General features: G+C 49.0%; 23 protein-coding genes. 15 read left to right on the top strand and 8 right to left on the bottom strand.

Features of this window, described 5'->3' with window-relative positions; genetic code table 11:
- Positions 1 to 44: 44 nt before the first annotated feature.
- From H8B09_RS24490 to H8B09_RS24480, 3 genes are all read left to right on the top strand, one after another.
- Positions 45 to 791, top strand: a complete 747-nt coding sequence (locus H8B09_RS24490; RefSeq protein ID WP_191206224.1) for an MBL fold metallo-hydrolase — start codon at positions 45 to 47, stop codon at positions 789 to 791.
- Between the two features lie 132 nt (positions 792 to 923).
- Positions 924 to 1,877, top strand: coding sequence for a hypothetical protein (locus tag H8B09_RS24485; protein WP_191206223.1), 954 nt, complete (start codon positions 924 to 926; stop codon positions 1,875 to 1,877).
- A gap of 178 nt (positions 1,878 to 2,055) precedes the next feature.
- Entirely contained in the window at positions 2,056 to 2,310 is a 255-nt protein-coding gene (locus tag H8B09_RS24480; protein WP_191206222.1) for an NHLP leader peptide family RiPP precursor, read from the top strand.
- Here the strand turns inward: H8B09_RS24480 and H8B09_RS31110 are convergent.
- The gene (locus H8B09_RS31110) at positions 2,307 to 4,214 is read right to left on the bottom strand and encodes an ATP-binding protein (protein WP_191206221.1); all 1,908 of its coding nucleotides are present in this window, start codon (positions 4,212 to 4,214) and stop codon (positions 2,307 to 2,309) included. The genes H8B09_RS24480 and H8B09_RS31110 overlap by 4 nt on opposite strands.
- A gap of 327 nt (positions 4,215 to 4,541) precedes the next feature.
- On the opposite strand from H8B09_RS31110, the gene H8B09_RS24470 reads away from it, so the two are divergent.
- The 7 genes from H8B09_RS24470 to H8B09_RS24440 all read left to right on the top strand — a co-directional run bounded on the left by H8B09_RS24470 (position 4,542) and on the right by H8B09_RS24440 (position 13,127).
- Positions 4,542 to 7,268: a response regulator gene (locus H8B09_RS24470; protein ID WP_191206220.1), complete on the top strand. Its 2,727-nt coding sequence runs from the start codon at positions 4,542 to 4,544 to the stop codon at positions 7,266 to 7,268.
- Positions 7,265 to 8,104 carry a CheR family methyltransferase gene (locus tag H8B09_RS24465; protein WP_224753958.1) on the top strand — a complete coding sequence of 280 codons (840 nt, stop codon included), beginning with the start codon at positions 7,265 to 7,267 and terminating at the stop codon, positions 8,102 to 8,104. The genes H8B09_RS24470 and H8B09_RS24465 overlap by 4 nt, the downstream gene beginning before the upstream one ends.
- Positions 8,076 to 9,863: a response regulator gene (locus tag H8B09_RS24460; RefSeq protein ID WP_191206219.1), complete on the top strand. Its 1,788-nt coding sequence runs from the start codon at positions 8,076 to 8,078 to the stop codon at positions 9,861 to 9,863. The genes H8B09_RS24465 and H8B09_RS24460 overlap by 29 nt, the downstream gene beginning before the upstream one ends.
- A gap of 160 nt (positions 9,864 to 10,023) precedes the next feature.
- Complete coding sequence (locus H8B09_RS24455) at positions 10,024 to 10,965, top strand: NAD-dependent epimerase/dehydratase family protein (protein WP_191206218.1); 942 nt, start codon at positions 10,024 to 10,026, stop codon at positions 10,963 to 10,965.
- A gap of 39 nt (positions 10,966 to 11,004) precedes the next feature.
- Positions 11,005 to 11,463 carry a GNAT family N-acetyltransferase gene (locus H8B09_RS24450; RefSeq protein ID WP_191206217.1) on the top strand — a complete coding sequence of 153 codons (459 nt, stop codon included), beginning with the start codon at positions 11,005 to 11,007 and terminating at the stop codon, positions 11,461 to 11,463.
- A gap of 364 nt (positions 11,464 to 11,827) precedes the next feature.
- On the top strand, positions 11,828 to 12,667 hold the full coding sequence (locus H8B09_RS24445) for an RMD1 family protein (protein ID WP_224753957.1): 840 nt from the start codon (positions 11,828 to 11,830) through the stop codon (positions 12,665 to 12,667).
- A 154-nt stretch (positions 12,668 to 12,821) separates the two neighbouring features.
- A complete protein-coding gene (locus H8B09_RS24440; protein WP_191206215.1) occupies positions 12,822 to 13,127 on the top strand; it encodes a DUF2277 domain-containing protein in 306 nt (101 codons plus the stop codon).
- Positions 13,128 to 13,198: 71 nt separating this feature from the next.
- Here H8B09_RS24440 and H8B09_RS24435 read toward each other — a convergent pair whose 3' ends face one another.
- From H8B09_RS24435 to H8B09_RS24425, 3 genes are all read right to left on the bottom strand, one after another.
- Positions 13,199 to 14,563, bottom strand: coding sequence for a TrkH family potassium uptake protein (locus H8B09_RS24435; protein ID WP_191206214.1), 1,365 nt, complete (start codon positions 14,561 to 14,563; stop codon positions 13,199 to 13,201).
- Between the two features lie 160 nt (positions 14,564 to 14,723).
- On the bottom strand, positions 14,724 to 15,053 hold the full coding sequence (locus tag H8B09_RS24430) for a helix-turn-helix domain-containing protein (protein ID WP_191206213.1): 330 nt from the start codon (positions 15,051 to 15,053) through the stop codon (positions 14,724 to 14,726).
- A 17-nt stretch (positions 15,054 to 15,070) separates the two neighbouring features.
- Positions 15,071 to 15,571, bottom strand: a complete 501-nt coding sequence (locus H8B09_RS24425; protein WP_191206212.1) for a hypothetical protein — start codon at positions 15,569 to 15,571, stop codon at positions 15,071 to 15,073.
- 326 nt (positions 15,572 to 15,897) lie between these two features.
- Here H8B09_RS24425 and H8B09_RS24420 point away from each other — a divergent pair, with 326 nt between their 5' ends.
- Both H8B09_RS24420 and H8B09_RS24415 read left to right on the top strand, forming a co-directional pair.
- The gene (locus H8B09_RS24420) at positions 15,898 to 16,650 is read left to right on the top strand and encodes a YheC/YheD family protein (RefSeq protein WP_191206211.1); all 753 of its coding nucleotides are present in this window, start codon (positions 15,898 to 15,900) and stop codon (positions 16,648 to 16,650) included.
- Between the two features lie 183 nt (positions 16,651 to 16,833).
- Positions 16,834 to 17,619 (top strand): sporulation protein, encoded by a 786-nt coding sequence (locus tag H8B09_RS24415; protein WP_191206210.1) that lies wholly within the window; start codon positions 16,834 to 16,836, stop codon positions 17,617 to 17,619.
- 40 nt (positions 17,620 to 17,659) lie between these two features.
- Here H8B09_RS24415 and H8B09_RS24410 read toward each other — a convergent pair whose 3' ends face one another.
- Positions 17,660 to 18,076, bottom strand: coding sequence for a hypothetical protein (locus H8B09_RS24410; RefSeq protein WP_191206209.1), 417 nt, complete (start codon positions 18,074 to 18,076; stop codon positions 17,660 to 17,662).
- A 104-nt stretch (positions 18,077 to 18,180) separates the two neighbouring features.
- Here H8B09_RS24410 and H8B09_RS24405 point away from each other — a divergent pair, with 104 nt between their 5' ends.
- Positions 18,181 to 18,945, top strand: a complete 765-nt coding sequence (locus H8B09_RS24405; RefSeq protein ID WP_191206208.1) for an AAA family ATPase — start codon at positions 18,181 to 18,183, stop codon at positions 18,943 to 18,945.
- Positions 18,946 to 19,472: 527 nt separating this feature from the next.
- On the opposite strand, the gene H8B09_RS24400 is transcribed toward H8B09_RS24405, so the two are convergent.
- Positions 19,473 to 20,528, bottom strand: a complete 1,056-nt coding sequence (locus H8B09_RS24400) for an NAD(P)/FAD-dependent oxidoreductase (RefSeq protein WP_191206207.1) — start codon at positions 20,526 to 20,528, stop codon at positions 19,473 to 19,475.
- Positions 20,529 to 20,717: 189 nt separating this feature from the next.
- Here H8B09_RS24400 and H8B09_RS24395 point away from each other — a divergent pair, with 189 nt between their 5' ends.
- On the top strand, positions 20,718 to 20,921 hold the full coding sequence (locus H8B09_RS24395) for a hypothetical protein (RefSeq protein WP_191206206.1): 204 nt from the start codon (positions 20,718 to 20,720) through the stop codon (positions 20,919 to 20,921).
- 137 nt (positions 20,922 to 21,058) lie between these two features.
- Here the strand turns inward: H8B09_RS24395 and H8B09_RS24390 are convergent, their stop codons facing one another.
- Both H8B09_RS24390 and H8B09_RS24385 read right to left on the bottom strand, forming a co-directional pair.
- Complete coding sequence (locus H8B09_RS24390) at positions 21,059 to 21,616, bottom strand: 5' nucleotidase, NT5C type (protein WP_191206205.1); 558 nt, start codon at positions 21,614 to 21,616, stop codon at positions 21,059 to 21,061.
- Positions 21,617 to 21,631: 15 nt separating this feature from the next.
- Positions 21,632 to 22,174, bottom strand: coding sequence for a GNAT family N-acetyltransferase (locus H8B09_RS24385; protein WP_191206204.1), 543 nt, complete (start codon positions 22,172 to 22,174; stop codon positions 21,632 to 21,634).
- 187 nt (positions 22,175 to 22,361) lie between these two features.
- Between H8B09_RS24385 and H8B09_RS24380 the strand changes: the two genes are divergently transcribed.
- Entirely contained in the window at positions 22,362 to 23,486 is a 1,125-nt protein-coding gene (locus tag H8B09_RS24380) for a tyrosine-protein phosphatase (protein WP_191206203.1), read from the top strand.
- Positions 23,487 to 23,491: the final 5 nt, after the last annotated feature.

Raw genomic sequence — 23,491 nt, 5'->3', positions numbered from 1 at the left:
GATATCGTAACAGAACTATATTCCGTCCGAAAAGAGGGATTTCGATGCGCATTCAACTCATTCGCCATGCCACGCTATGGCTGGAATATGCGGGGGCTAGCTTTCTTATCGATCCGATGTTCAGCCCGCAAGGCGCTAATCCGCCCATTATGAATTCAGATAATGATCGCCGCAATCCGCTTGTCCCGCTGCCGGGCCCATTGGATGCATGGCTCGCTCCTGATGCCGTGATCGTGACGCATCTTCATCAGGACCATTGGGATGCCGCCGCTATGCAAGCTTTGCCGAAGGCATCGCCGATTCTATGCCAGCCAAGCAATCAGGAAGCGATCCTTACAGCTGGCTTTACGAATGTGACGGAGGTTGCGGATACAACGACCTTCCAAGGTGTGACGATTCATCGGACGAACGGGCAGCATGGGACAGGTGAAATCGGGCAGCGAATGGGCAAGGTGTCCGGTTTTGTTTTCCAAGCGGATGGCGAACCTACCCTGTATATTGCGGGCGATACGATCTGGTGTGAAGATGTGAAGGCGGCGCTGGATGCATATCATCCGGATCAGACCATTGTGAACGCAGGCGGGGCGCAATTCTTAGTCGGTGATCCTATTACGATGGATGCGGACGATGTTATCCAAGTCGTTCCATATGCACCTTATACAAAGGTGATTGCCGTGCACATGGATTCGATAAACCACTGCCATGTTACACGGGATGTGCTTCGCACGAAGCTCGCAGAGCGGGAGCTAATAGAGCAGGTGGCTATTCCAGAGGACGGCGAGTGGCTGTAATTAATCTATTAATACACGTTTAGGGCGCCGCATAGCGGTGCCTTTTATTTTGTCAAAATATAGTCCTATTATCCTATAGGGTCATGATATAATGTCGAATAACAAATATATCCAACATGCGAGGGTGCGCCGATGAGAGAAGTCGATGAGTTCAAGGATGAAATAGAGCTCCTATTCGAAGAGGCATCACGAGAAATGATAGAGCTTCCTGATGAGCTGCGGGAGATGGGACAAGCATTGCTCGCGCGCTGTCATCCGCTGCGCAGCGGGGGAAAAGCGAAGTCGATCAGCTTCCTGCTGCCTTATTGGTTGCAGGAGGAGACGGGCGCACCGATAGAGCTTTGCCGGGATCTTTCGATAGGAAGCGTGTATGTCATGCTTCAGTATTTTATATTGGATGACGTTATGGACGGGGGAGACGATCGGATACAATCATCCGGTGTTCGCAAGTCATTAGCGTTAGCTCAAATGCTGGGTGTGATGTCCCGTCGACGGTATGCTCGATATTTTGATCCCAACTCCTCAATATGGTCGTATGAACGCCAGTATGTTGAGCAGTGGTCATCCGCTGTCACTCGCGAGGTGCTTGAATCGGTAAACCCATGGGACGCTCGGCAGCTCGCAGGCAAGGCAGCTCCGATTAAGCTGGGTGCAGCAGGCGTGCTGCTCTGGGCGGGTCAGACCGAACAGCGGATCACAGAGGTAGAAGAGGCTATCGATCTAGCACTTGCCGTTCTGCAATTATCAGATGACTGGGCGGATCGAATAGAAGATTTGCATGAATCGAACCGCAATTCCTTCCTGACGATTGTGAAGGACAAACTGGCGGACGTGGTGGGCGATCAACTAGACGAGCGAAGTGTGAATCGTGCTATTTATCACCGTGGAGCCTTAGTTCAATTGGCGGAGATCGCTGAACATTATCGAGAGCGGATGCACCAGATTCCGCAGGCATCTACAAGACTGTTAACCTATCAAGGGACGATCGTGCAGGATCTTCGGGAGACTGCCGAGCGGATCCAGAGGGCGGTTGATGAGCTTGCTTCTCATGGCGGGTTGTCACAGCTCGTATTGACTATGAAATAATTAAAGGGACCGATATGATTCGGTCCCTTTTTCATATGAATATGTTCTATAAGCACTAATTAAAGATATAAAAAATTCAAAAATAGTGTCGTATCTAGTAAAATAATGGAGAAATAAAGTTATATTTTATGGTAATATAGGTCTGTGAGACTACTAACATTGAAGGGTTGTGCAGCGCATGTCGATTTCTGTGGACGCATTGAAAGTTCAGATCATTAAGAAAGCTTGGGAAGATGAGCAATTTAAACAGGAACTCCTGGCAGATCCTAAGGCTGCTATCCTGAAAGCTTTCCAAGTCGAGATACCAGCAGCAATCAATCTCAAAGTAGTCGAAGAGGAAGCAGCGAGCTACTACCTGGTTCTGCCTCCTAAACCAGAAGCTGTTTTGACTAAAGCTGCAGAAGTGGGCGCACAGCCGTTCATTTGGGTTTAAAGCTCAGAATTAACAATAGGGAACCGAATCAATGCTTCGGTTCCTTTTCCTTTCTCGCTTCGGAACTCGAGCATACCATTCATGACTTCAATGATCCGGAATGTAACCATCAGTCCAAGGCCTGTACCCTTCGTCTTCGTCGAATAGTAAGGCTCTCCCAACTTCTCGATTTGCTCTTTCTCCATGCCTTCTCCGTTATCCGAGATGCGAATGACGGCCTTGCCCCTCTCTTCGCGCATACTAATTCGAACGATCCCATTCTCGCGCGCTTCTATAGCTTCGATGCTGTTCTTGACCATGTTCAAGATAGCCTGTTTAAACTTGGAAGGGTTTCCTTGCACATAGAACTTATCCGGTAAATCGACTTGCAGTGAGGCTCCACTTAAAGCAGCCATCGGGCTAATAATGGTTACAATAGCCATTAGCTCCTGCTGCATGTCCATTATAGTTACGTTGTTATCCAGTTCAGGTTTGGCGAACGTAAGGAAGTCCGTAATGATAGTGGCTGCACGGTCCAGCTCGTCTATTGCCATCGAGAAGTGGGGCTTCGATGCGTCTTCTGATTTATTCGAAATGAGCTGTAGGAATCCCCTTGTCACTTGCAGTGGGTTGCGCACCTCATGTGCAATCGAAGCAGCGAGTTCACTAATAAATTTGAGTTTCTCTTCACGTTGAAGTCGTCCGTTGAACATTTCCAATTCCTTTGAATACAGAACAAGCTTCCTATGATCCGCCGAAATACGACGTGCTAACACGATGATAAGTGAGATGACGAGGAGCACTACACCGAACTTCCACATGTAGGGTAGACGCAAGTTGTTGCTAATAAAAACTCGGAGTAGATCCATAACGAACATCATAGCAAAGGCGAGGAATCCCAACGCCAGAATGATGCTGTTTTTATTTCCTCGTATAGATTGAATGATTGCCTGGCTGATGACCAGTACAAAATGGATTAGCAGCATTGGCGCTAACAAGTAGAAGGTAAACAGTTTGTATAAGAAGTAAAATTGATCTCCAATATATTGGTTCAAAATTGAAACAAGCACACAGAATACAGAATAGCCTGTGAACCATTGTCCAAACTTTCGGTAGAAAGTCAGCTTGCCTTCAAATACTGTAGCAGCGAATGAATGCAGTGCAGGGAAAACGATAACCATAGAGATATCGAACAACAGCTGCCATAGGCTACCATATTCTTTGAAGAAAACGTGTGGAAATGTTGAAAACGTTATAATCATTACACTCGTTGCTAGAGCAATAAAACTTAGGGATACCCACGCCTTGCGCTGTTGGGCTTTGAGATAGCCTGAGATAAGCAGCATTACAAGTCCAACAAAGGCGATTGAGGAACCAAGCATGAGGCTAGGAAGCTCTTCGATAAAATATGTTTTGGATAACTTATTGTAATCGTTTACCAGAACCCCACTCAGGATCCCTGCACGGTCTAGTGATGAAATACGGATATAAATATTAGAAAATTCTGAGTTGGGCATTAGAGTCGTAAGGACCATGTTTCGGTCAAAGGAAGAGTCGCGCTTAAACTCATAAACCAACTGGTTACCCTGGTAGATTTCAATCTGGTTCCCGTACATTAGGCTAATGAGGAGCCCTGGCGTTTGCCAATTAGACGTAGGTGGGATGACGAAGTGCACCCATACACCATTATAGTCTTTTGGGGTATCTTTCAGAGGCTGATAAATACTCGCTTTCAACCACGGCTCAGTAGTAGACGGAGAATCGGATGACTGTACATTATCATTAAACCACTGAATCTCCCACTCCTTAATCGAGATACCTGAAGAAGACTGGGCGCTATCTGCAAACCCAGTTTGAGGACGTATGAATAGAATAGCGAGCACAGCACAAATTAGTATAAATAATATCGGTTTTACGCGCTTCACAATACTCCACCTCAAAAGCTGTCTGATACTTTCTTCCTAACTTTCGACAATTTTCTTCATAATCCTGTGCCTAACAAAACAATTTTTTTCAATTTTGTCTTCTTCGTACGCCATTTTGTTCTTATTTTATACATAATCATTTTCCATAATAGACTTAATAGCGAGCGAAGGGCTACTAACTTGCTATATGGGGCCGCATATGACCTAATAATTCGACGATTTATAACCCTTGAAATTACTGTTTTGTATGATAACCTTTCAGTAGAAGAGCAAATTTTTAGGGAATGGCAGTTTATTGAGTTTGTACGAATGTCAGGGAGGCCACATATGCGGTTTACGATTCGCAGCAAGCTGCTCATCGGATTTCTATCGGTATCTTTGCTCGTAACGGCGGTTAATATAAATGCTTATTACTATAATGATAAGCTTAACAAGTCGTTTGACAGCCTGATCGACCGAAGGGTTGAGATGCTTAATAAAGCAAACGAAATTCAATACTTTGCTATGCAACAGACTAACAATTTAAGAGGTTATCTGCTTACGCAAGAGGAGGTCTTCCTCGAGGAACTGAAAGCGAACAATAAGCAACTGACGGATTTGGTGGCTGAAGTAGAAGCAATGGATATTCAGCCCGAAATGGATCAACCGTTTGAGGATTTGGTGAATGCAGATCAGGCTTTCGTCGATGGTACAGAGAATCTACTGACTAAGCTAGAGAACAATAGCGATCATGCGCGGGCACTTGCCTATTTCAAATCGGATGTAATGCCGCTCGGGCAACAACTTGGACCTCTCGCTACGAAATTCGCAGAAGAGCAGCGAAATACATTAGATCAGGATCGTAAAGACAATTCGAAAATGGTCAAATTCGTCAATCGGATGACAGCCATTCTTACCATTATTACGTTTCTGTTAACGCTTCTTATTGGTCTTCTTCTCTCGCATCGCATTACAAGCAATTTACAGAAAATTACGAGAGTTATTACCGGCTTTACTCATGACTCCACCCGCCGGACCAAGCTGCCTCATATTGAAGTGCGAACGCAGGATGAAATCGGCGACATTGCACGTTCCTTCAATGAGATGGGCAAGACGTTGGAGCAATACGCGGTGCTTGAGCAAGAACAGCGATGGCTGGAGAACAATGTCGGCGAGATGGCCGTCAAATTCCAAGGGGTGCACAACCTTGAGTCGCTCGCGCAGTTGTTCATCACAACGATTACACCGCTGGTAGATGCGGTATATGGTGTTTTCTATATGAAGCAGGGCAGCACTCACCGCCCGCAGCTTAGCAAAATCGCTTCTTATGCCGATCAGCAGGAAAGCATCGGTGCGGACAGCTTTTTGTTCGGAGAAGGTCTAGTCGGACAAGCTGCGTTGGAAGGCCGAACAATTCTGCTGAATGATTTGCCGGATAACTATGTTCAAATCGCATCGGGTTTAGGCAAGGCCTCGCCTTCCAGCCTGCTCATAATGCCGATCCAGTTCGAAGGTCAGGTCATCGCCGTATTCGAATTAGCTTCATTCAGCGCTTTAACCTTCATTCAGCAGACCCTGCTGCAGCAGGTTGCGAACCAGCTTGGCAGCGTATTGAACAGCATTGCGGGACGCATGCAGATCGAACGTCTGTTGGTCGAGTCGCAGACACTGACGGAAGAGCTGCAGACCCAGTCGGAAGAGCTCCAGATGCAGCAGGAAGAGCTGCGCGGCATTAATGAGAAGCTGGAGGAGCAGTACAAGAACTCGGAGCACAAGACGAAAGAGCTGGAGAAGACGAAAAGCCAGCTTGAGGAGAAGGCGAGACAGCTTGCTCTCAGCTCGCAGTATAAGTCGGAGTTTCTTGCGAATATGTCACATGAGCTGCGTACGCCGCTGAACAGTTTGCTTATTCTCTCGAATATACTAGCCGAGAATGCAGGCGGAAATTTAACAGAAAATCAGATCAAGTATGCAAGCACCATCCATCAATCAGGCAATGATCTGCTTCATCTGATCACGGATATTCTTGATCTATCTAAGATCGAGTCGGGCAAGATCGATCTCGTATCGAAGCCGGTAAGCCTGCAATACATTTGCGAATTCGCAGAGCAGCAGTTTTTCCCGATTGCTCGTCAGAAGGGCATCACGTTTACAACCTTGCTCGATCCGGATTTGCCGACAGATCTCCTTACAGATGAGCAGAGGGTTATGCAAATTATTAAAAACCTACTCTCCAATGCGTTCAAGTTTACAGAGCGGGGCGAGGTTAAGCTGCATATTCACCGTTCGCTGCATAACCTGCCGTCGGAGGGCGAGAACAGCTATACGACGCAGGACGGCATTGCATTCTCTGTACATGATACCGGAATCGGTATTCCAAGAGACAAGCAAGGCCTGATTTTCCAAGCGTTCCAACAGGCAGACGGCACGACGAATCGCAAGTATGGCGGTACGGGGCTCGGTCTGTCCATTAGTCTCAACATTGCGCATTTGCTCGGCGGCGATATTTTCGTAACTAGCGTTGTTGGTCAAGGCAGTGTGTTCTCGCTCGTTCTTCCTAGCAGCGAGAAGAAGGCGGTTGATAGTCCAACTGCTGTGGTACACCAAGAAGTAGCTGCTGCAGCGGTTGTGCAACCGACGGAAGAGCCGCAACCGCAAGAAGCAGATGCTGAACTTGAAGATGCGCTGTGGGCTGGAAGGAAAGTTCTTATTGTGGACGATGATATGCGCAACGTCTATGCGACGACCATTGCATTGGAAAGCCGGAAGATGAATGTGCTGTTCGCGGAGAATGGGATCTCTTGTCTCAAGTTATTGAAGGAGCATCCAGATGTCGACCTCGTTCTCATGGACATTATGCTGCCGGAGATGGATGGCTATGAGACGATGCGCACCCTGCGCCAGACGCCAGGCTTTGAGTCGCTGCCGATCATCGCGTTAACGGCGAAGGCGATGAAAGATGACCGCGAGAAGTGCATCCGTGCCGGCGCGTCCGACTATATCAGCAAGCCAGTCAAGCTGGAGCAGTTATTCGCCCGCATGAAGATTTGGCTCGCGAAGCAGGTGGCAGATTGATAGAGGAAAACTCGACCATCAACGAATTAGAAAAGCTCGAGATCGAGCTGCTGTTAGAGGCGCTGTATCGGCATTACGGTGTCGACTTTCGCAATTACGCTTTTCCGGTCATACGGCGCCGCATCTGGCACCGTATTCGATTAGAGCGACTGAAGACGGTATCCGGGCTACAAGACCACGTGCTGCATGACCCTGAAGTTTTTAAAAGGTTAACTAGCGATTTCTCAATTAACGTTACAGAGATGTTCCGTGATCCAAGCTTTTTCAGAACCTTCCGCAGTAAAGTCATTCCACTGCTCAAGGCGTATCCGAGCATTCGGATCTGGCACGCTGGCTGCTCGACTGGCGAAGAAGTCTATTCGATGGCGATTGTGCTGCATGAGGAAGGGCTGCTGGAAAGGTCGAGAATATATGCCACGGACATGAATGAGGATGTTATCGAGCAGGCGAAGCTCGAGTCGTTCAATGCGGAGCATATGCAAAGATACGAAATAAATTATAGGCTTGCGGGCGGAACCAGGGCAATGAGCGACTATCTTATGATTAAGCATAACCAGGTCAAATTCCACCCCTTTCTTGCCGCTCGCATTACGTTCGCTCAACATAACCTTGCAGTCGATGAGTCATTCAACGAGTTTCACGTCATTATTTGCCGCAACGTATTGATATACTTCAATGCTGAACTTCAGCATCGTGTTCATACCTTGTTCTATCAGAGCTTGTCTCCTTCTGGATTTCTCGGTCTAGGTCACAAAGAGAGCATTACCTTTACGAGGTTCACAGACTGTTATAAGGAGATTGAACATAATGAAAAGCTTTATCGAAAAGTTAAATAGCACATTATCGACGGTCAACATTCTAATAGTCGACGACCGTCCTGAAAACCTTATTGCATTGGAGGCGATTCTGGACTCTCCGAATTATCGTTTGTTCCGTGCACAATCTGGAGAGGAGGCATTGCGTTACGTTTTAACAACGGATTTTGCAGTTATTCTACTGGATGTACAGATGCCGGGCATGAACGGCTTCGAGACAGCTGAATTGATCAAAATGCGCGAGCGCTCTAAATATGTCCCTATTATATTCATTACGGCGATCAGTCAGGCTGCAGAGCATGTGAAGCATGGTTATGCCGTCGGTGCAATCGATTACATATTCAAACCGTACCACCCTGAGACATTGAAGATGAAGATCACTGCTTTCGTCCAAATGTATCTGTATCAGGAGCAGATCAAGCTCCAGCATGAGGTCATGCGCGTGATCGGCGAAACGTCCAACGATACAATCGTCATGGTCAATGAACAGGGCCTCATTCAAACGGTCAATTCGACTGCTATATCGATGTTCGGCTTTCCGCAGGACAAGCTGCTGGGGGCGTCGATCGATCAACTAGTACCCTCGTTATCTGCGAAGCTGCAGGAGGTAGCAAACCGTAAATCAAGCGTAATCGAGACTTCGGCGCTGCGTTACGGTACCATTCCGTTCCCGGTCGATATTCAGACAGGCAGAGCCGTCATTATGGGGCAGTCGATCTATGTGTGTTCCATTCGGGATGTAACGGAACGCGAGACAGAGCGTGATGAGCGGTTCCGGCAAATGTTCGATGCGACGCCGTGCATTATTTCCCTTCGATCCATGGAGGACCATCGTTATGTGAATGTGAATGAAGGCTTCTTGGCCGCTGTCGGGCGGCCGCTTGAGGGAGTCATTAACCAGAATGTCGATTTGTTGCATTATTTTGTGGACTCGAATGAAAGAGAGGAGATGACTGCGCAGTCTGACCACTGGAGTCCGGTAAGCAATATACGAATTCGATATATGACTCATTCTGGAGAGCTGCGTGAAGGCGTTATGTCCAGTGTGGAAACGCAGATTCAAGGGGAACCCTGTCTGCTAACCGTTGTGACGGATATCTCGGAGCGCATTCTGCTGGAGCGGGAGATGGTACGGCTTGATCGGCTCAACCTGACAGGCGAGATGGCGGCGGGTATCGTACATGAGCTTCGCAACCCAATGACGACCATTCGTGGGTTCCTGCAGCTATCCAAGAGCAGGCCATCCAATGAATACAACGATATTATGATTGAAGAGCTCGATCGGGTGCATGATATCGTGACGGAATTTCTTGCAGTCGGGGCCTCTACGCCGGCTAGCCACCAGCAGAAGCAGATCAATACGGTCATTGAGACGTTATATCCTCTGATCCAATCGAAGGCGATAACAGGCAATCACGAGATTGTGCTGGAGCTTGGCGAATGCCCAACGTTCGACATGAATGAAAAGGAGCTGCGGCAGCTCATTCTGAATCTTGTGCTGAATGGGCTTGATGCGATGCGCTGCGGCGGAACGCTGACCATTCAGACCTATACCGATGCACAGCAGGTCGTATTGGCAGTGAAGGATCAGGGAACCGGCATTCCGGCAGAACTTCTAGATAAGCTGGGCACACCATTTTTCAGTACAAAGTCGAATGGAACCGGTCTTGGCCTGTCTGTCTGCTACGGCATTGCTGCCCGCCATAATGCGATCATTAAGGTGCATACAAGCGAGCAGGGAACGACATTCTTCGTGCATTTCAATTTAGAGCAGCAATAAGATAGCAGCATAGCAAAGCGTAAAGCCAGCGAGGGAAAAGGTAACGTTGGCTTCTTTGCTGTTCCGTTAAGACGATTGCAGATCTGTATTGACATGCAGCTGAATCAGGTATTTATAATGGTATAAATTGGATTGATTTTTTATGGGGGGATTCGCATAGATGGGAAAAGTATTTATTACGGGCGGCACAGGCTATGTCGGAAGTCGACTAATCGATGAAGTGATCAAGGAGGGCAGGCAGGCAGTCGTACTGACAAGGTCGGCAGACAAGGCAGAGCAATTGCGACAACGAGGCGTAGATGCCGTTGTCGGCGATCTTCTTTCAGATGGTCCGTGGCAGCAAGCGATTCAAACGTGCGAATCGATTATTCATCTAGCGTCTCCGCCGACTTGGGGGAAGAAGGTGACGAAGAAGGTCGCGAATACGTTCGGTCAAGGGCATTATAAAATGACTGTACGCCTGCTCGATCATGTGAACCCTCGCATGACCAAGAAGATCGTCTATATTGCAGGAACGAGCTACTACGGGGATACTGGCGCGGACACGCTCAGGGACAGCGATTATAAGAACGAGCCGAAGGGTTGGGGTCCCTATATCGAAGCCTCGGTAAATGTATTAGATCGGTACATGGAGAAAGGGCTGCCGATTGTGACAGCATTCCCTGCCCAAATCTATGGCCCGGATTCGTGGATGCCGCAGCTGTTCATTGGTCCGATTTATCACAAGAAACCGGTATATTCACTTAAGGGCTATGAACCATACTTCTCGCCGATCCATGTAGAGGATACCGCAAGAGCCTGCTTGTTTTTAACTGAGCATGGAGCGGCGAGCGAGCGATATATTCTTTGCGATAATGAGCCGATGACCACAACAGCATTCATGAAATTGATTGAGAAGGAGCTGCAAGTAGAAGGAAAGGTTCGCTCAATCCCGCGTTGGTTGTGCCAGCTACTGCTTGGACCCGTATTAACGGAATATGCAACAGCGCATACGTATTTTACAAACAAACGGCTGAAGGATATCGGATTCGAGTATCGCTACCCGACAGCCAAGGATGGGATACCGTCTGTCGTGAGGCAGTGGGTATCGCGGCAATCATAATATCGGCTGTATAGACCGAGCAGATAAGGAGCGACAGGTATGGAAATTCGGGTAGACGATTTAACGGGACAGCAAGTTCAAGCCTTGATTGCGGTCCATCTGCAGGGAATGTCGGCGGACTCGCCGCCGGAAAGCGTACACGCTCTTGATCTAGATGGATTGAGAAGCCCGGATGTAACCTTCTGGAGTCTATGGGAAGATGGCGAGTTGCTTGGAATCGGGGCACTTAAGGAACTGGACAGCGAGCACGGCGAGATCAAATCGATGCGTACATCTGCCGCTCATCTGCGCAAGGGTGCCGCAAGACGAATACTGGAGCACATTCTTGCCGTGGCGAAGGAGCGGGGTTATAAGCGGCTCAGCCTGGAAACCGGAACGCCGGAGTCGTTCTGGCCTGCAAGGAAACTGTATGAGAAGCTCGGTTTCCAGTACACGGGACCGTTTGCGGATTATGTTGAAGATCCTTTCAGCGTGTTCATGACGAAGGAACTGTCTTAATAGCCATGTGCGGAAACTGCCCTTACACAATCGAGGATAGATAAGCAAAGGACCTGAATGCCCGCAGATTGGCGGCATACAGGTCCTTCTTACATTGTCGCATAAGCAGCGTCAGTTTTACTAATATGGGGTGAGACTAAAATATGGGTTTATTCTCCATACTAACGCCTATGCAGCAGCACCTTAAAGCGGAAGTGGAGCTTATGTCGAAACGACAATTCGAGTGTTAGGGGGATGCGCAGGCATTTTCTAATGATCGTCCGCATATAGCTTGTACATAGAATGGAAAAGTTAACGAATTGAAAACGAATCACGACATCGGCCTTTACAGTTCGGCATTATAATGGCTTCGAGAGGAGCGGCAATGATGAAGGAGCTTACGTTTAAAGCTTTTGCCATAGCGAATGAAATTGACCTGAACAAAATAGCGACGCACTGCGGGATACCGAAGAAATTTACTTGGGAAGAACCGCTTATTCTGAGAGGCGACACGCTGAAGTCGATTTTGCACAAGGAAGTTGACAAGTCACAGCAGGTGCTCGTCTTCTCGTTCGGCAGCGTAGTATTCATTAACCAAGGCCATGCGGATGAGATTTCTGCGTTTCTGCGTTTTGTTCACACCTTCGAGCCTGGCATTGACCTTATAAACGCCCACCAGTACACCGATGATTACAGCTTGCATACCGACAAGAAAGCAGAGTTTCAGTTGACCGATGAATATGTAGTCGTATCCGAATACGAATCGTTCTATCCGGAGCTGATCTCGACCGTATTAGCGAAGTCGGTAGCGCTTGAAAAGATTGAAGAGCAATCGGGCAAAATCCATGATCGGCTCGAGCTTCTGATCGACCGTCTCGAATCGGGGCGAATGCGGATCGGCAACAAAGAGCTAGCGCGTCAGACAGCCAGCATCATGCGTCATGAGTCTAATACGATCTCTTATATCATGATTCTTGATAAACCTGACATTACATGGACAATCAGTAGCGCGGGCGAATTCTATGATCGGATGTCGGAGTTCTTCGAATTGAGTGACCGGTTTACGATTCTGAAGAGCAAGACGGAAGTGCTGTACCGGATCATGGAGGGTTTCTCGACGATCAGCCATTCCATTCGCGGGCTATTCGTAGAATGGATTATCGTGATCCTTATCGTGATTGAAGTGCTGCTGGCGATACTTCAGATTACGGGGTGGCTGCCTTAATGAACTAGTCTGGCGGTTGCTGCTTCTATCGAACTCTACGACGCTTCAATATGGCGCTCTAGCGGTCTATCACCATGTGTGGATCATCATGAAGACGTATGCTATAGTAACAAATATTGGGTGATTATGTCGTGACAAGGAGAGGAAGCGCAGCATGTGCCGAAATATCCGAACATTATTTAATTTCAGTCCGCCAGCTACCGATTACGAGGTTACCGCTGCCGCTGTGCAGTTCGTGCGTAAGCTATCGGGCTTCAATACGCCGTCCAAAGCGAATGAAGAAGTGTTCCAGCAAGCTGTCGAGGAGGTTGCAGCAGCCGCACAGAAGCTGCTCGATAACCTCGTTACGAATGCGCAGCCGCGCAACCGGGAAGTAGAGCAGGAGCGAGCTCGCGCCAGATCGCTTAAGCGGTTCGGAAGTCCAAACTCGCTGTCCCTTATTGACGAAGATGAGGAATAACCTTTAGCCTAAGGCATAACAAAGCACCATGCGACGAATGCGCCGCATGGTGTTTTCTGGTTGTCGGGGTATTACCCGTTAATGACCCGCTCAACCGGATAACGGATCTTGGGTTCTCTCTTATTGCCGCCCATAATGAGCAGAACCGAGGTTAACCCGATGCGGCCGACGAACATGAGCACCATGAGGTCGCATTTGGCGAACGCATTCAGGTTGGGTGTAATGCCCGTTGACATGCCGACTGTACCGAAAGCAGAGCACACCTCGAATATAATCGACATGAGCGGAATAGACCGATCGGACACGCTGATCGCGATAACAGATGCGGTACACATTAGAATGGCGAATACGGTGATCGCCAATGACTTCATAATGTCGTCCTGATGCAATTGGCGTTTGAACACCTTAATCTCCCGAATCCCCTTGGCAAAATTGAAAATGAACAGCATGTTCAGCGCGAACGTCGTTGTCCGAATCCCCCCGCCAACCGAATTCGGCGATCCGCCGATGAACATATACACGCTCATCAGCAGCAGCGTCGGCAGCGTGAAGTCGTTAATATCCATCGTCGTTAGCCCGGCGCTTCTTGTTGTGGTCGATTGGAACAAAGCGTAGAAGAAGCTTTTATGCCACGACATGTCCTTCATAAAATGATTCCTCTCCATCAGCCAGATCAGAATCGTCCCGATAATAAGCAGGATGAAGTAGGTGGCGGAGGTGATCTTCGCGAAGAGCGAGAAGCGGAAGCTGCGCTCCAGTTGGAGCTGCCTTCTCGACAAGAAAGCTTTCACTTCAATCAGGACCGGAAATCCGATTGCACCAAAAACAATTAGGATAACCGTAATGAATTGCACGAAATAGTCATTGGCGTAAGGAGCTAATGAAGTACCGGTAATGTCCATTCCAGCATTGGTTGTCGCGCTGACTGAAGCGAACAATCCTTGAAGGAACGCCTCCTCCCACGTCGGGTAATAGCGCAGGAAGCGAAAGCCGAAGATGAGCGCTCCAATTAGTTCCGTCAGCAGTACGATCTTGATTGTTTCTCTCATCAGCTTCACAATGCCGGATAAGGCGAGTTGATTGTTATCGACCATAATGAGGCGGCGTTCGCGCAGTCCGATTCGCCGTCTGAACAGAATCCAGATGAAGGTGCTCATCGCCATTATTCCGATACCTGCGAACTGCAGCATGAGCATGATCATGAAGTAGCCGAATACGCTGTACGTTTCCGCCATATTGAATACGGCAAGACCTGTGTCGCTGACGACGCTGACAGCCATGAAGACCGTATCGAAGAACGACACCTCGTGCCCAGGACGATGCACCGCTGGAATACTGAATACGAGTATCCCTATCAACACAGCTAACAAGTAGTAGCCGGCAATCACCTGGGCGGGCGACCGCTGCTCAATCCATCCTTGAACGTTCCGCCACATGGAGATCCCCGCCCTTCCTTTAGTTCCGCCAGCCGCGGATCGGAATAAATCCATCACCATTTTTTGCCCATTTAATGGCTGGAATATGCGTGGATGACATCAGCACAAATAAACCCACCCTATTGAAAAGGGTGGGTTTAGGTTAGGTTTGTAGCGTTAACTATTCAGTCAGCGCTGCTGTCATCTTTTTTTCATCAGGAACAGGACCGAACTTGATCTGTATGCTCTCAGCTCCGCCTAGTACTTCTAGAACAATATGATACGTATTCGACTCTATATTCTTCTTCCCGGACTCAATATTGGATAACATTGGCTGAGTAATGGGATACCCGCGTTGTCGACATCTTTCAACTAGCTGCTGCTGGGACCAGCCTAGCTGAATCCGGCGAGTAAATATCTGTTTCCCTATTTGAATTTCAAAGCTCTCCAAGTATTCCCTAACGCCTGGAACAGTCTTGAAACGGTTCATGATATCGTCGAAACGACTCATTACGGCCACCTCCTTGTTTATTTCTCATTATGTAATTTAAGTTTTCTTAGATTCTTTATTGGGTCTCGAGCGAATACATTGGCTCTGAGTGCAGTCTCTTGAATAGCTTCTTGTTGGATTGGCGGGTTCTTCTGATCTTTAATAAACGCACGTGTCATAATCTTGTATTGTCGGTTTACAGATTCATTATAAATGTAGAAGAAGGCGCGAAAGAAAAGCGGTGGGGCATCGATGCGAAATTCATACACAGTTCGTTGAGATACGGTTTGAAGAATGAGCTTAAAATGGACTTGTTTATCAGGGTCGCGTATATCACTTGTAGCCCATTCAATCGCCTGTTCTAAGCGTGTAGGAATAATAAGATCACGTAAATATTCCATACCCAACGGTACGTAATGGGCAAGTGCAACATAAGCAGGGTCAGGATTCTCTTGAAGAGATAAATCGATAATCTGATTGAGAAGTACTTCGACCTCGTTCTGATCAGAAAAAGAGTGTTCAAATAAGATATCACTCATCGTAAGTATATCTTATACGGCATAAAATGTCACACTATTTATATGCGATAAGATATATCGATCCTCCTTGTAGTATATGATTTTCTAGAATAGATTATACAGGCAATTGTCATTATTTGTGTTAATATTGTGGCCGGCTTGGCATGTATAGACTGATCAAGTCGTCGGGGGATCATATGACTTATTTTCGCACGAAACCGGCGCTTCTCGCGCAGCGGCTATATGAGGCTTCTAGAGACTAGAAAATATGGACGGAAGCGCTAGACAAGAGCACGACCCCGTTATTGCGGTCGCTCATACGATTACAGTGAAGGAGTGGAATCGTTATGGGCTATCGGAGTACATCGATCAAGAGCAAATGGGTTAAGACCAAATGGCTTCTCGCCAGCAACACCACCCGACGCTACGTTCCCAAGACCCGACTGTTCAACAGAAGCAATCTAAGCTCTATGATTTCGCAATATTCGACGGTCTACTTCAAGCCGACTGGCGGTACGGGTGGTCAAAACATTATCCGCATCCGTAGACAAGGCAGCGGCTATCAGGCGCATTATAACTATTCAAAGAGCAAGTTGTCATCGCTTGACTCGTTATACAAGCATTTGCGCAGACACTCGCGGGGACGCTCCTATCTGCTTCAGCGGGGCATTAAGCTGGCCACTTGTGAGGGCCGCTCGTTCGATATTCGCGTAGTGGTGCAGAAATCGAAGCGCGGCCCGTGGAAGAGCACAGCGCTGCTTATGAAGATCGGCAAACGTGGTAAAGTGACCACGAACTACCATCAAGGCGGGAAACTAGGCGGCTTCCGATCAACGCTGGCGAGCGCTGGTTACGGTAAGACGGTTATAAATCGGAAGGAAGCACAGTTGAAGCGATTGGGCCGCTCAGTGGGTAAGGTGTTCAGTAGGCGTGTCGGTGGCTTCCATGAGCTTGGTCTCGATGTAGCGCTGGACAATAAGCGGAGAATATGGATTATCGAAGTGAATACAAGGCCGCATTTTACGGCGATTAAGCACTCGAATCGAAGCATGCACCGCCGTGTCATGTACTATGCGAAGAAGTATGGCAGGAAGAAGTGATATGGAGGAGCAGGGGAAGCCATCTTGGGAGAGGTGGCTTTTCGCATTGTACAAACAAAATGCGGGACTAATTCAAAAATGATGAATCGTTTCTCCGCGATAGTCCGTAGACGTTGGTAGGTGTGGAAGTGGGGCTGATCCTCCCTTCGCATGGTTTACGGATAAGAAGCAGGAGGGATGCAGATGTCATTATTTAATCGAATTATGGCCAGCGTTGGGGTTGGTTCCGCGAAGGTGGATACGTTGTTGGAGAAGGCTTCGTACTACCCGGGAGAAGAGATTCGCGGTGTCATTCGCATATATGGCGGGACGGTTGAGCAGCGGATCGAAGGCATTGACCTAGCGGTTATGACTTACTACACGAGAGAAGTTAACGATACGAAGGTGCAGGAGAAGGCGCAGTTGGGTGTCATTCGCGCAACGCCGCCGATTCAATTGCAGGCCAATGAACAGAAGGATGTGGAGTTTGCTTTCCAGCTGCCTGTAAGCACACCGCTTACGATCGGAAGAACGCCGGTCTTCATTCAGACGACAGCTGATATCCGCTCGGCTGTGGACCCAACCGATCAGGATCGGATTGACGTCGTACCGACGCAACCGATGCGTGTGATTATGCAAGCCGTAGAAGCGCTTGGTTTCCGATTGCGTGAAGTGGAGACACTCTATGCTCCGCGTCTTGGTGGTGCACACTCACCGTTCGTGCAGGAGCTGGAATGGGTGCCGCAGTCCGGCGTTTACAGAGGCCGACTGGATGAGCTTGAACTTATCTTCCTCCGTCAGCAAAACGGCAACGTAGAGCTTCTGCTCCAGATTGACCGTAAGGCAGTCGGGCTGTTCGGACGATTCGCGGAAGCGATGGAGATGGACGAAAGCTTCGTTCGCGTGACCGTGTCGCAGCAGGATATTCAAGGCGGACCGAAGCGTGTTGCATCGGTGCTGAACCAAGTCATTTCGAGATTCTCGCATTAATAAGATCAGCCATCCCGCGGCAGTCGCAGGATGGCTGATTTTATTGCTGCACTGTTCCGAGATGGCTGAGTGTTGTTCGAATACGCCCATCGGTATTGGCTTCAGCGTCCTCACCGTAGAACCATAATACAAGGGCATTGTTTATTTCATACGTCGAATGAGCCGCGAAGTCGACTGGGCGATTATAGAAGTCCTCGCGTCCCTGCTTCCGATCCGCCTCCGACTTGAAAATAAACAAATATAGCGTATCGTTGTTGTTCAAAGAATAGAAGCTTGGTTGTACGCCGTTAATCCCTTGCTGAACGATATTCATTGGATTGGCATCGGCAGCTTGAAGCTGAAGCTTCTCATTCTCGAATGCCGTTATCACTTGCTCCAGTGTGAGAGGTTCCTTACTGCTTGGACTGCTGCATGCGGTTAAAGCGAATAGCATGAAAAGGATAATAGCATTTCGCATGTTGAATCCCTCCTGATCTATTGCTAATATGGACGCAGAAAGCAGCAGGTTTGTTCCGTATGCTGGCGCAAACGTTTTATAATGGAATGAGCTAGGAGGTGTTCATGATGTATGGTCCAATGCCTTTCTTACGGCAAGTGGAATTGGAACGGCAGCGTATTCCGTCATTTGAGGTGTATCCGTTTAACCTAGAGGTTGTGAAGCAACTTCGCTCGTTGTCATTTCATCCGAAAGTAACGTACCTGGTCGGTGACAATGGAATGGGAAAGTCGACCCTGATGGAGGCGATCGCGGTCGCATGGGGTTTCAATCCCGAGGGCGGATCGATTAACTTTACGTTCTCGACGGCGGCCTCGCATTCGGAGCTGCATGACTATATACGGCTCGTGCGTGGGACGCGCAGGCCGAAGGACGGATTCTTCTTCCGAGCGGAGAGCTACTATAACCTAGCAACGACGGTAGATGCACTTGATCGGGAACCGTCGTCCGGACCGCCGCTAATTGATTCCTATGGCGGTAAGTCGCTGCACGAGCAATCGCATGGAGAGTCGTTCTTCGCTACGTTCCTATACCGATTCGGGGGACGCGGCCTATACATATTGGACGAGCCCGAGGCAGCACTTTCGCCGCTTCGTCAGCTATCGATGCTCGCACGTATTCACGAGCTGGTGGAGCAGGGCTCTCAGTTTATTATCGCGACTCATTCACCGATTCTCATGGCCTACCCGGATGCATTGATCTACAATCTCACAACGGACGGGATAGAAGAGAAGGCGCTCGAGGAAACAGAGCATTTCATCATCATGAAACAGTTCATGAACAATCGGGAACGAATGCTCGCCGAACTGATGGGCGGGGACGAGGAGTAGCAAGCGTCCAATGGCGTGGATAACTGGCCGAATGGTGCAGCTTATCGAAGTCCCATCAATGGGCAGTGACAGGTGGACACGTACGAACAAAGTTTTGATGTGCGCATCCAAATGGTGCAGCTAATCGTAGTCCCATTAAGGGGTGGTGACAGGTGGACACGAAAGAACAAGTTTTGATGCGTAATATGTTTGGGCATCCAAATGGTGCAGCTTATCGAAGTCCCATCAATGGGCAGTGACAGGTGGACACGTACGAACAAAGTATGCAGACACTGAAACGTTATTAGGCACACGAAACAAGAAGCTTTGCCGCTCAGCGGCAAAAGCGGGCACACGCTCCCAAGTCATCAAAGTCGCGTCCTTGTGAGGAGTCCAGAGGTCACACGACCTTTGGGGCCCTCCCTTGCAGGGAGGGTTTGGGTGGGTAGAAATGTTGAAATGTTGAAATGTTGAAATGTTGAAATGTTGAAATGTTGAAATGTTGGTTTAAGTGGTTAAGGGGTTCAAGGGGCAAAGCCCCTGGCGTATTAGATGTTCGCAAACAGCTGCTTCTTCAGATCGCGGTTACGCTCCTCGAACAGCTCGTTGTGCGAGGACACCATGCCCCACGCCTCGGCCGTTGGCGTTATGTACTGCTTCGCTTTATTGACGGCGTTAGCCGCATCTTGGAAGGCGCCAGCAATCAAGTGCAGCTTTCCTTCATGGGCGAGGATGTCGCCTGCGGCGAAGATGCCCGGCACAGACGTTTCGCTCATGGATGTGCCGTCGATGCACCATTCGTTCTTCATCTCGATCGATACTTGGCTGTGCGCAAGCAGATCCTTGTCGCGCTCGTATCCGTGGCTGACAATGACATCGTCGACGGCTAGTTCCACTAGTGCGTTGTCATCCAGATTGCGCAGCGCGACGCGTTCGATGGCCGAATGGTCTTCTGTCGCAACGAGCCGTTCTATGTCCGTATTCAGCAGGCAGGTTACCGAGCTCTTGAATAGGCGAGTCACTTCAGCCTCATGCCCCTTCAGCTGTTCCTTACGGTAGGTCAGATACACTTTCTTCGCAAAAGGTTCCAGTTCGTTCGCCCAATCGATCGCGGAGTTGCCGCCGCCGGAGATGAGCACTGTTCTACCCTTGAAGCGGGACAGCGACTTAACCGTGTAATGCAGATTGGACACCTCGTACTTCTCGGCGCCATCGAGCTTTAGCTTCTGCGGCTTCAGAATGCCGCCGCCAACAGCGAGAATAACAGTGCGGGAGTAATGCTCCGCGCCTAAGGACGTGTGCAGGGTAAATACGCCATCCTCGCCCTTCGAGATGGACGTTACTTTCTCACCCAGCACGACGGTTGGGTCGAAGGTGAGTCCTTGCGCAATGAGCTGCTGAATCAGCTTCTCGCCGGTGACGGGGGTTAGGCCGCCGACATCCCATATCATTTTCTCCGGATACACATTGACCTTGCCGCCAAGGTAAGACTGGAACTCGATCAGCTTCGTCTTCAATTCCCGAAGTCCGCTATAGAAGGAAGAGTACAGCCCTGCAGGACCTCCTCCAATAACCGTCACGTCGTAAATGTCTCGTTCGCTCATACGCTCATCTCCCTAATCTCGTAGTTTGTAATGGTGCCAAGCTAAAGGATGTATTGTTTCGTGCGTTTATTTCGAAATCTATACCTTTGCAATTTCATCAGCAGTGTTCTCATGATATAATGATAATGATTATCATTATCTGAAAGTATAGAGTTAACTGCCCCGTCCGTCAAGGGAGCCATTCACATAATGGTGAATATGTTTGGTGAAATTCTCGGACAAGAGGACATTGCGGCTGACTACATCGCGAAGTACCAAGCGGATCAACAAGCAGGCAAAGAGAAGCTATCCGGTCTGAATGGTTTAGTCGCATTCGTTCAAGTGCGTGACGATGGGAGCAGCAACGGACGCTTGGAAAGACAGCGAAGTATGGAAACAGCTCAAGGCAGTTAAGAATGGTCATGTGTACGGTATCAATGGCGAGCTCGCGCTTGGTTATGGTCCGAGCGGTAACGCATACGGCGTACAAGCTGTAATTGATGAGCTTAGCAAGTAAGAAATGAGTAAGGGAGCCGCTCAGGGCTCCCTGTTTATAGCGTTGCAATGGCAGTTAAATGCTTCTGTACATCAGTCCAGTTAGTGGCACGGAACAGCAAATCATGTGATGGAACCGAGCGGTTATAGGGCTGCTCCATCAGAATAACAGGCTTGCGTGCGTTGACGAACTGCACCGCGTAATGCGGTCCATCGTCGATCAACACTTCGACCATGGACTCGGCGCATTGCTGCAGCTTGTCCTCGATGAAAGCAATGTCGTGATAAGCAATGTCATGATGCGCAAGCCATTCGAGCGTCACATCACGGAACTGCAGCGGGCGGGCGGTTATGATGGACAGTCGATGCTCGCGATACAGCTGCTGCAGCACCGAGACGGCGTCCGGCAGCGGGGCCGATTGCCAGTGGATGTCGCGCCCGTACTGGTAATAGACGGCGTCGCGCTCCTGTTGATTCCACCCGTACATTTTGTAAAGAAAGAAATTATCGACGTCATCGGCTGTTAGGTCTAGACCAGAAGCCAGATTGTAATAGTGAAGATGTGGGGTCGTCGCATCGAGAACAGTGTTATCAAGGTCGATTCCAATGTGCATGATGAGGCCGCCTTTCTATTTCAACGCTTTGGCGAAAATAAAAATAACCTCGCGAGCCGCGTGCTTCGCGCGAAGCTGCTCCTGCAGCTGTTTGCCTGCCTCGTAGTCACGGATGGACACGCGCTCGAGCTCGCGGTAGTCGGCGCTCTTGGCTACCAGTTCAATGGGGTGGAAGCCGTTCTTGAGATAAAAGCGCTCGACTTTCAGGTCATCCGCCGCACCCACACTGACGGAATTCGCACCAACTAGACGAGCGGCGTTCTCGAACGTCTGCATCAGCCGGGACCCGATGCCCTGCCGCGCCAAACCTAGTCTCGTATCGAGATTGACCGCTACTCCTTGCAGCATATAATCCTGCTCGGATTTACGAGAGGGATTTCCGTAAATAATGCCAGCCAGCTGCTGCCCTTGGTAAGCGGCGAAATATAGCGAGGACGGTCCTTCTACCCGCTGAGTGAAAGCCTCATAAGGCTCCGAGTCCAGATACTCCTGCTGAAAGGCATAAACGTCTGCATAGTCGTTGGCTTGAACGGCTCTAATCGTAACGGATAGCGACATGAGGGGGAGAACCTCCAATCGTTCAAATGTGGAAATGAATTACATAAATTATAATGAGTTTCGAGCAATTGTACACGACAATTTCCCTTAGAGGTTTTACGAACTCTTAACATGCAGTTGATGTGGTGTGAATACTAAACCCCTAATCTTGTGTACAAGCACTTATCCATTAGGGGGCACATTATTCATGTACAAGAAACTATCGACCGCAATTCTGGCTGCATCCATCCTGCTCGGCGCTGTGGCGCCAATGACGAGCTTTGCTGCTCCAGCTGCTTCGGCTGTACAAGCGAAGAAGCAGGGCGAATTCACGACAGCAAGTGTAGAGCGTAAGAGCGACGGCACACTCGTTGTTCGTTGGAAAGCAAGTGCAGATCTAGGCGCGGCCAAAATATACTGGAGCACGTCCCCAGACAACATTGAAAAAAGCGGCAAGCTGCTGGCGAAGACGTACACGGCTTTCAATGGCCATGTAACGGCAGATCCGAATCCGAATGCACGTATTTATTTCCTGATCAAAGGCGGCAACGGCGACACGATCGTAACATCCGAACGCAAAGTAAACCTGCAAGGCGCGTTCAACTTCCGTGATCTCGGCGGCTACCAAACGACAGATGGCAAGACCGTGAAGTGGGGCAAGTTGTTCCGCGGCGAAGAGCTTGGCCACCTGACGGCTTCCGATCTGAAATATGTTCAGAACATGGGACTGAAATCGATCGTTGACTACCGCACGGACGCAGAAGTTAATGCACTCGCTGACCCTGTTATTCCAGGTGCGAAGTATATCCGTACGGACGAAGGCAATGCAGGAAGCGCAGCTGACCTGAACTCGATGATCGCTTCAGGCCTGATGAAAGACGAAGCTTCGGCTGTTGCGATGATGGCTGGTTTCAACAAGCAAATGGTCGATGCGCCGAAGTTCTACATCCAACTGATGGAGCTGCTGAACGATCCGAACAATATCGGTCTCGTACAACACTGCACAGCGGGCAAAGACCGCACGGGCCTTGGCTCGGCGATCATTCTTCTCGCGCTTGGCGTTGATGAGAAGACGGTAATGGAAGACTACCTTGCATCGAACGTTTATCGTGCAGAAGCGAATAAGAAAGCAGTAGAAGCAGTGAGGCAGCAAATCGGCGATGAGAACGTAGTGGCTGCTATTACGGCTCTGATGGGCGTGCAGAAGGAATTCCTGCAAGCAGCAATCGACGAGATGAAAGCGAAGTACGGCTCGATCGACAACTTCATTGAGCAAGGCCTCGGCGTTACGAAACAAGAACGTGCGAAGCTGAAAGCTATGTACACGGAATAGTCCAT

Origin of the sequence: Paenibacillus terricola (genome assembly GCF_014779765.1) — a bacterium.
GTDB lineage: Bacteria > Bacillota > Bacilli > Paenibacillales > Paenibacillaceae > Paenibacillus_T > Paenibacillus_T terricola.
This window is presented reverse-complemented; position numbering and strand designations above follow the sequence as displayed.

Coding starts and splice junctions, on each gene's coding strand:
- H8B09_RS24485 (WP_191206223.1), top strand. CDS start 924: ATGAGAGAAGTCGATGAGTTCAAGGATGAAATAGAGCTCCTATTCGAA.
- H8B09_RS24420 (WP_191206211.1), top strand. CDS start 15,898: ATGGGCTATCGGAGTACATCGATCAAGAGCAAATGGGTTAAGACCAAA.
- H8B09_RS24380 (WP_191206203.1), top strand. CDS start 22,362: ATGTACAAGAAACTATCGACCGCAATTCTGGCTGCATCCATCCTGCTC.
- H8B09_RS24480 (WP_191206222.1), top strand. CDS start 2,056: ATGTCGATTTCTGTGGACGCATTGAAAGTTCAGATCATTAAGAAAGCT.
- H8B09_RS24390 (WP_191206205.1), bottom strand. CDS start 21,616: ATGCACATTGGAATCGACCTTGATAACACTGTTCTCGATGCGACGACC.
- H8B09_RS24385 (WP_191206204.1), bottom strand. CDS start 22,174: ATGTCGCTATCCGTTACGATTAGAGCCGTTCAAGCCAACGACTATGCA.
- H8B09_RS24445 (WP_224753957.1), top strand. CDS start 11,828: ATGATGAAGGAGCTTACGTTTAAAGCTTTTGCCATAGCGAATGAAATT.
- H8B09_RS24410 (WP_191206209.1), bottom strand. CDS start 18,076: ATGCGAAATGCTATTATCCTTTTCATGCTATTCGCTTTAACCGCATGC.
- H8B09_RS24450 (WP_191206217.1), top strand. CDS start 11,005: ATGGAAATTCGGGTAGACGATTTAACGGGACAGCAAGTTCAAGCCTTG.
- H8B09_RS24425 (WP_191206212.1), bottom strand. CDS start 15,571: ATGAGTGATATCTTATTTGAACACTCTTTTTCTGATCAGAACGAGGTC.
- H8B09_RS24455 (WP_191206218.1), top strand. CDS start 10,024: ATGGGAAAAGTATTTATTACGGGCGGCACAGGCTATGTCGGAAGTCGA.
- H8B09_RS24490 (WP_191206224.1), top strand. CDS start 45: ATGCGCATTCAACTCATTCGCCATGCCACGCTATGGCTGGAATATGCG.
- H8B09_RS24400 (WP_191206207.1), bottom strand. CDS start 20,528: ATGAGCGAACGAGACATTTACGACGTGACGGTTATTGGAGGAGGTCCT.
- H8B09_RS24405 (WP_191206208.1), top strand. CDS start 18,181: ATGATGTATGGTCCAATGCCTTTCTTACGGCAAGTGGAATTGGAACGG.
- H8B09_RS24460 (WP_191206219.1), top strand. CDS start 8,076: ATGAAAAGCTTTATCGAAAAGTTAAATAGCACATTATCGACGGTCAAC.
- H8B09_RS24435 (WP_191206214.1), bottom strand. CDS start 14,563: ATGTGGCGGAACGTTCAAGGATGGATTGAGCAGCGGTCGCCCGCCCAG.
- H8B09_RS24440 (WP_191206215.1), top strand. CDS start 12,822: ATGTGCCGAAATATCCGAACATTATTTAATTTCAGTCCGCCAGCTACC.
- H8B09_RS24430 (WP_191206213.1), bottom strand. CDS start 15,053: ATGAGTCGTTTCGACGATATCATGAACCGTTTCAAGACTGTTCCAGGC.
- H8B09_RS24470 (WP_191206220.1), top strand. CDS start 4,542: ATGCGGTTTACGATTCGCAGCAAGCTGCTCATCGGATTTCTATCGGTA.
- H8B09_RS24395 (WP_191206206.1), top strand. CDS start 20,718: ATGGTGAATATGTTTGGTGAAATTCTCGGACAAGAGGACATTGCGGCT.
- H8B09_RS24415 (WP_191206210.1), top strand. CDS start 16,834: ATGTCATTATTTAATCGAATTATGGCCAGCGTTGGGGTTGGTTCCGCG.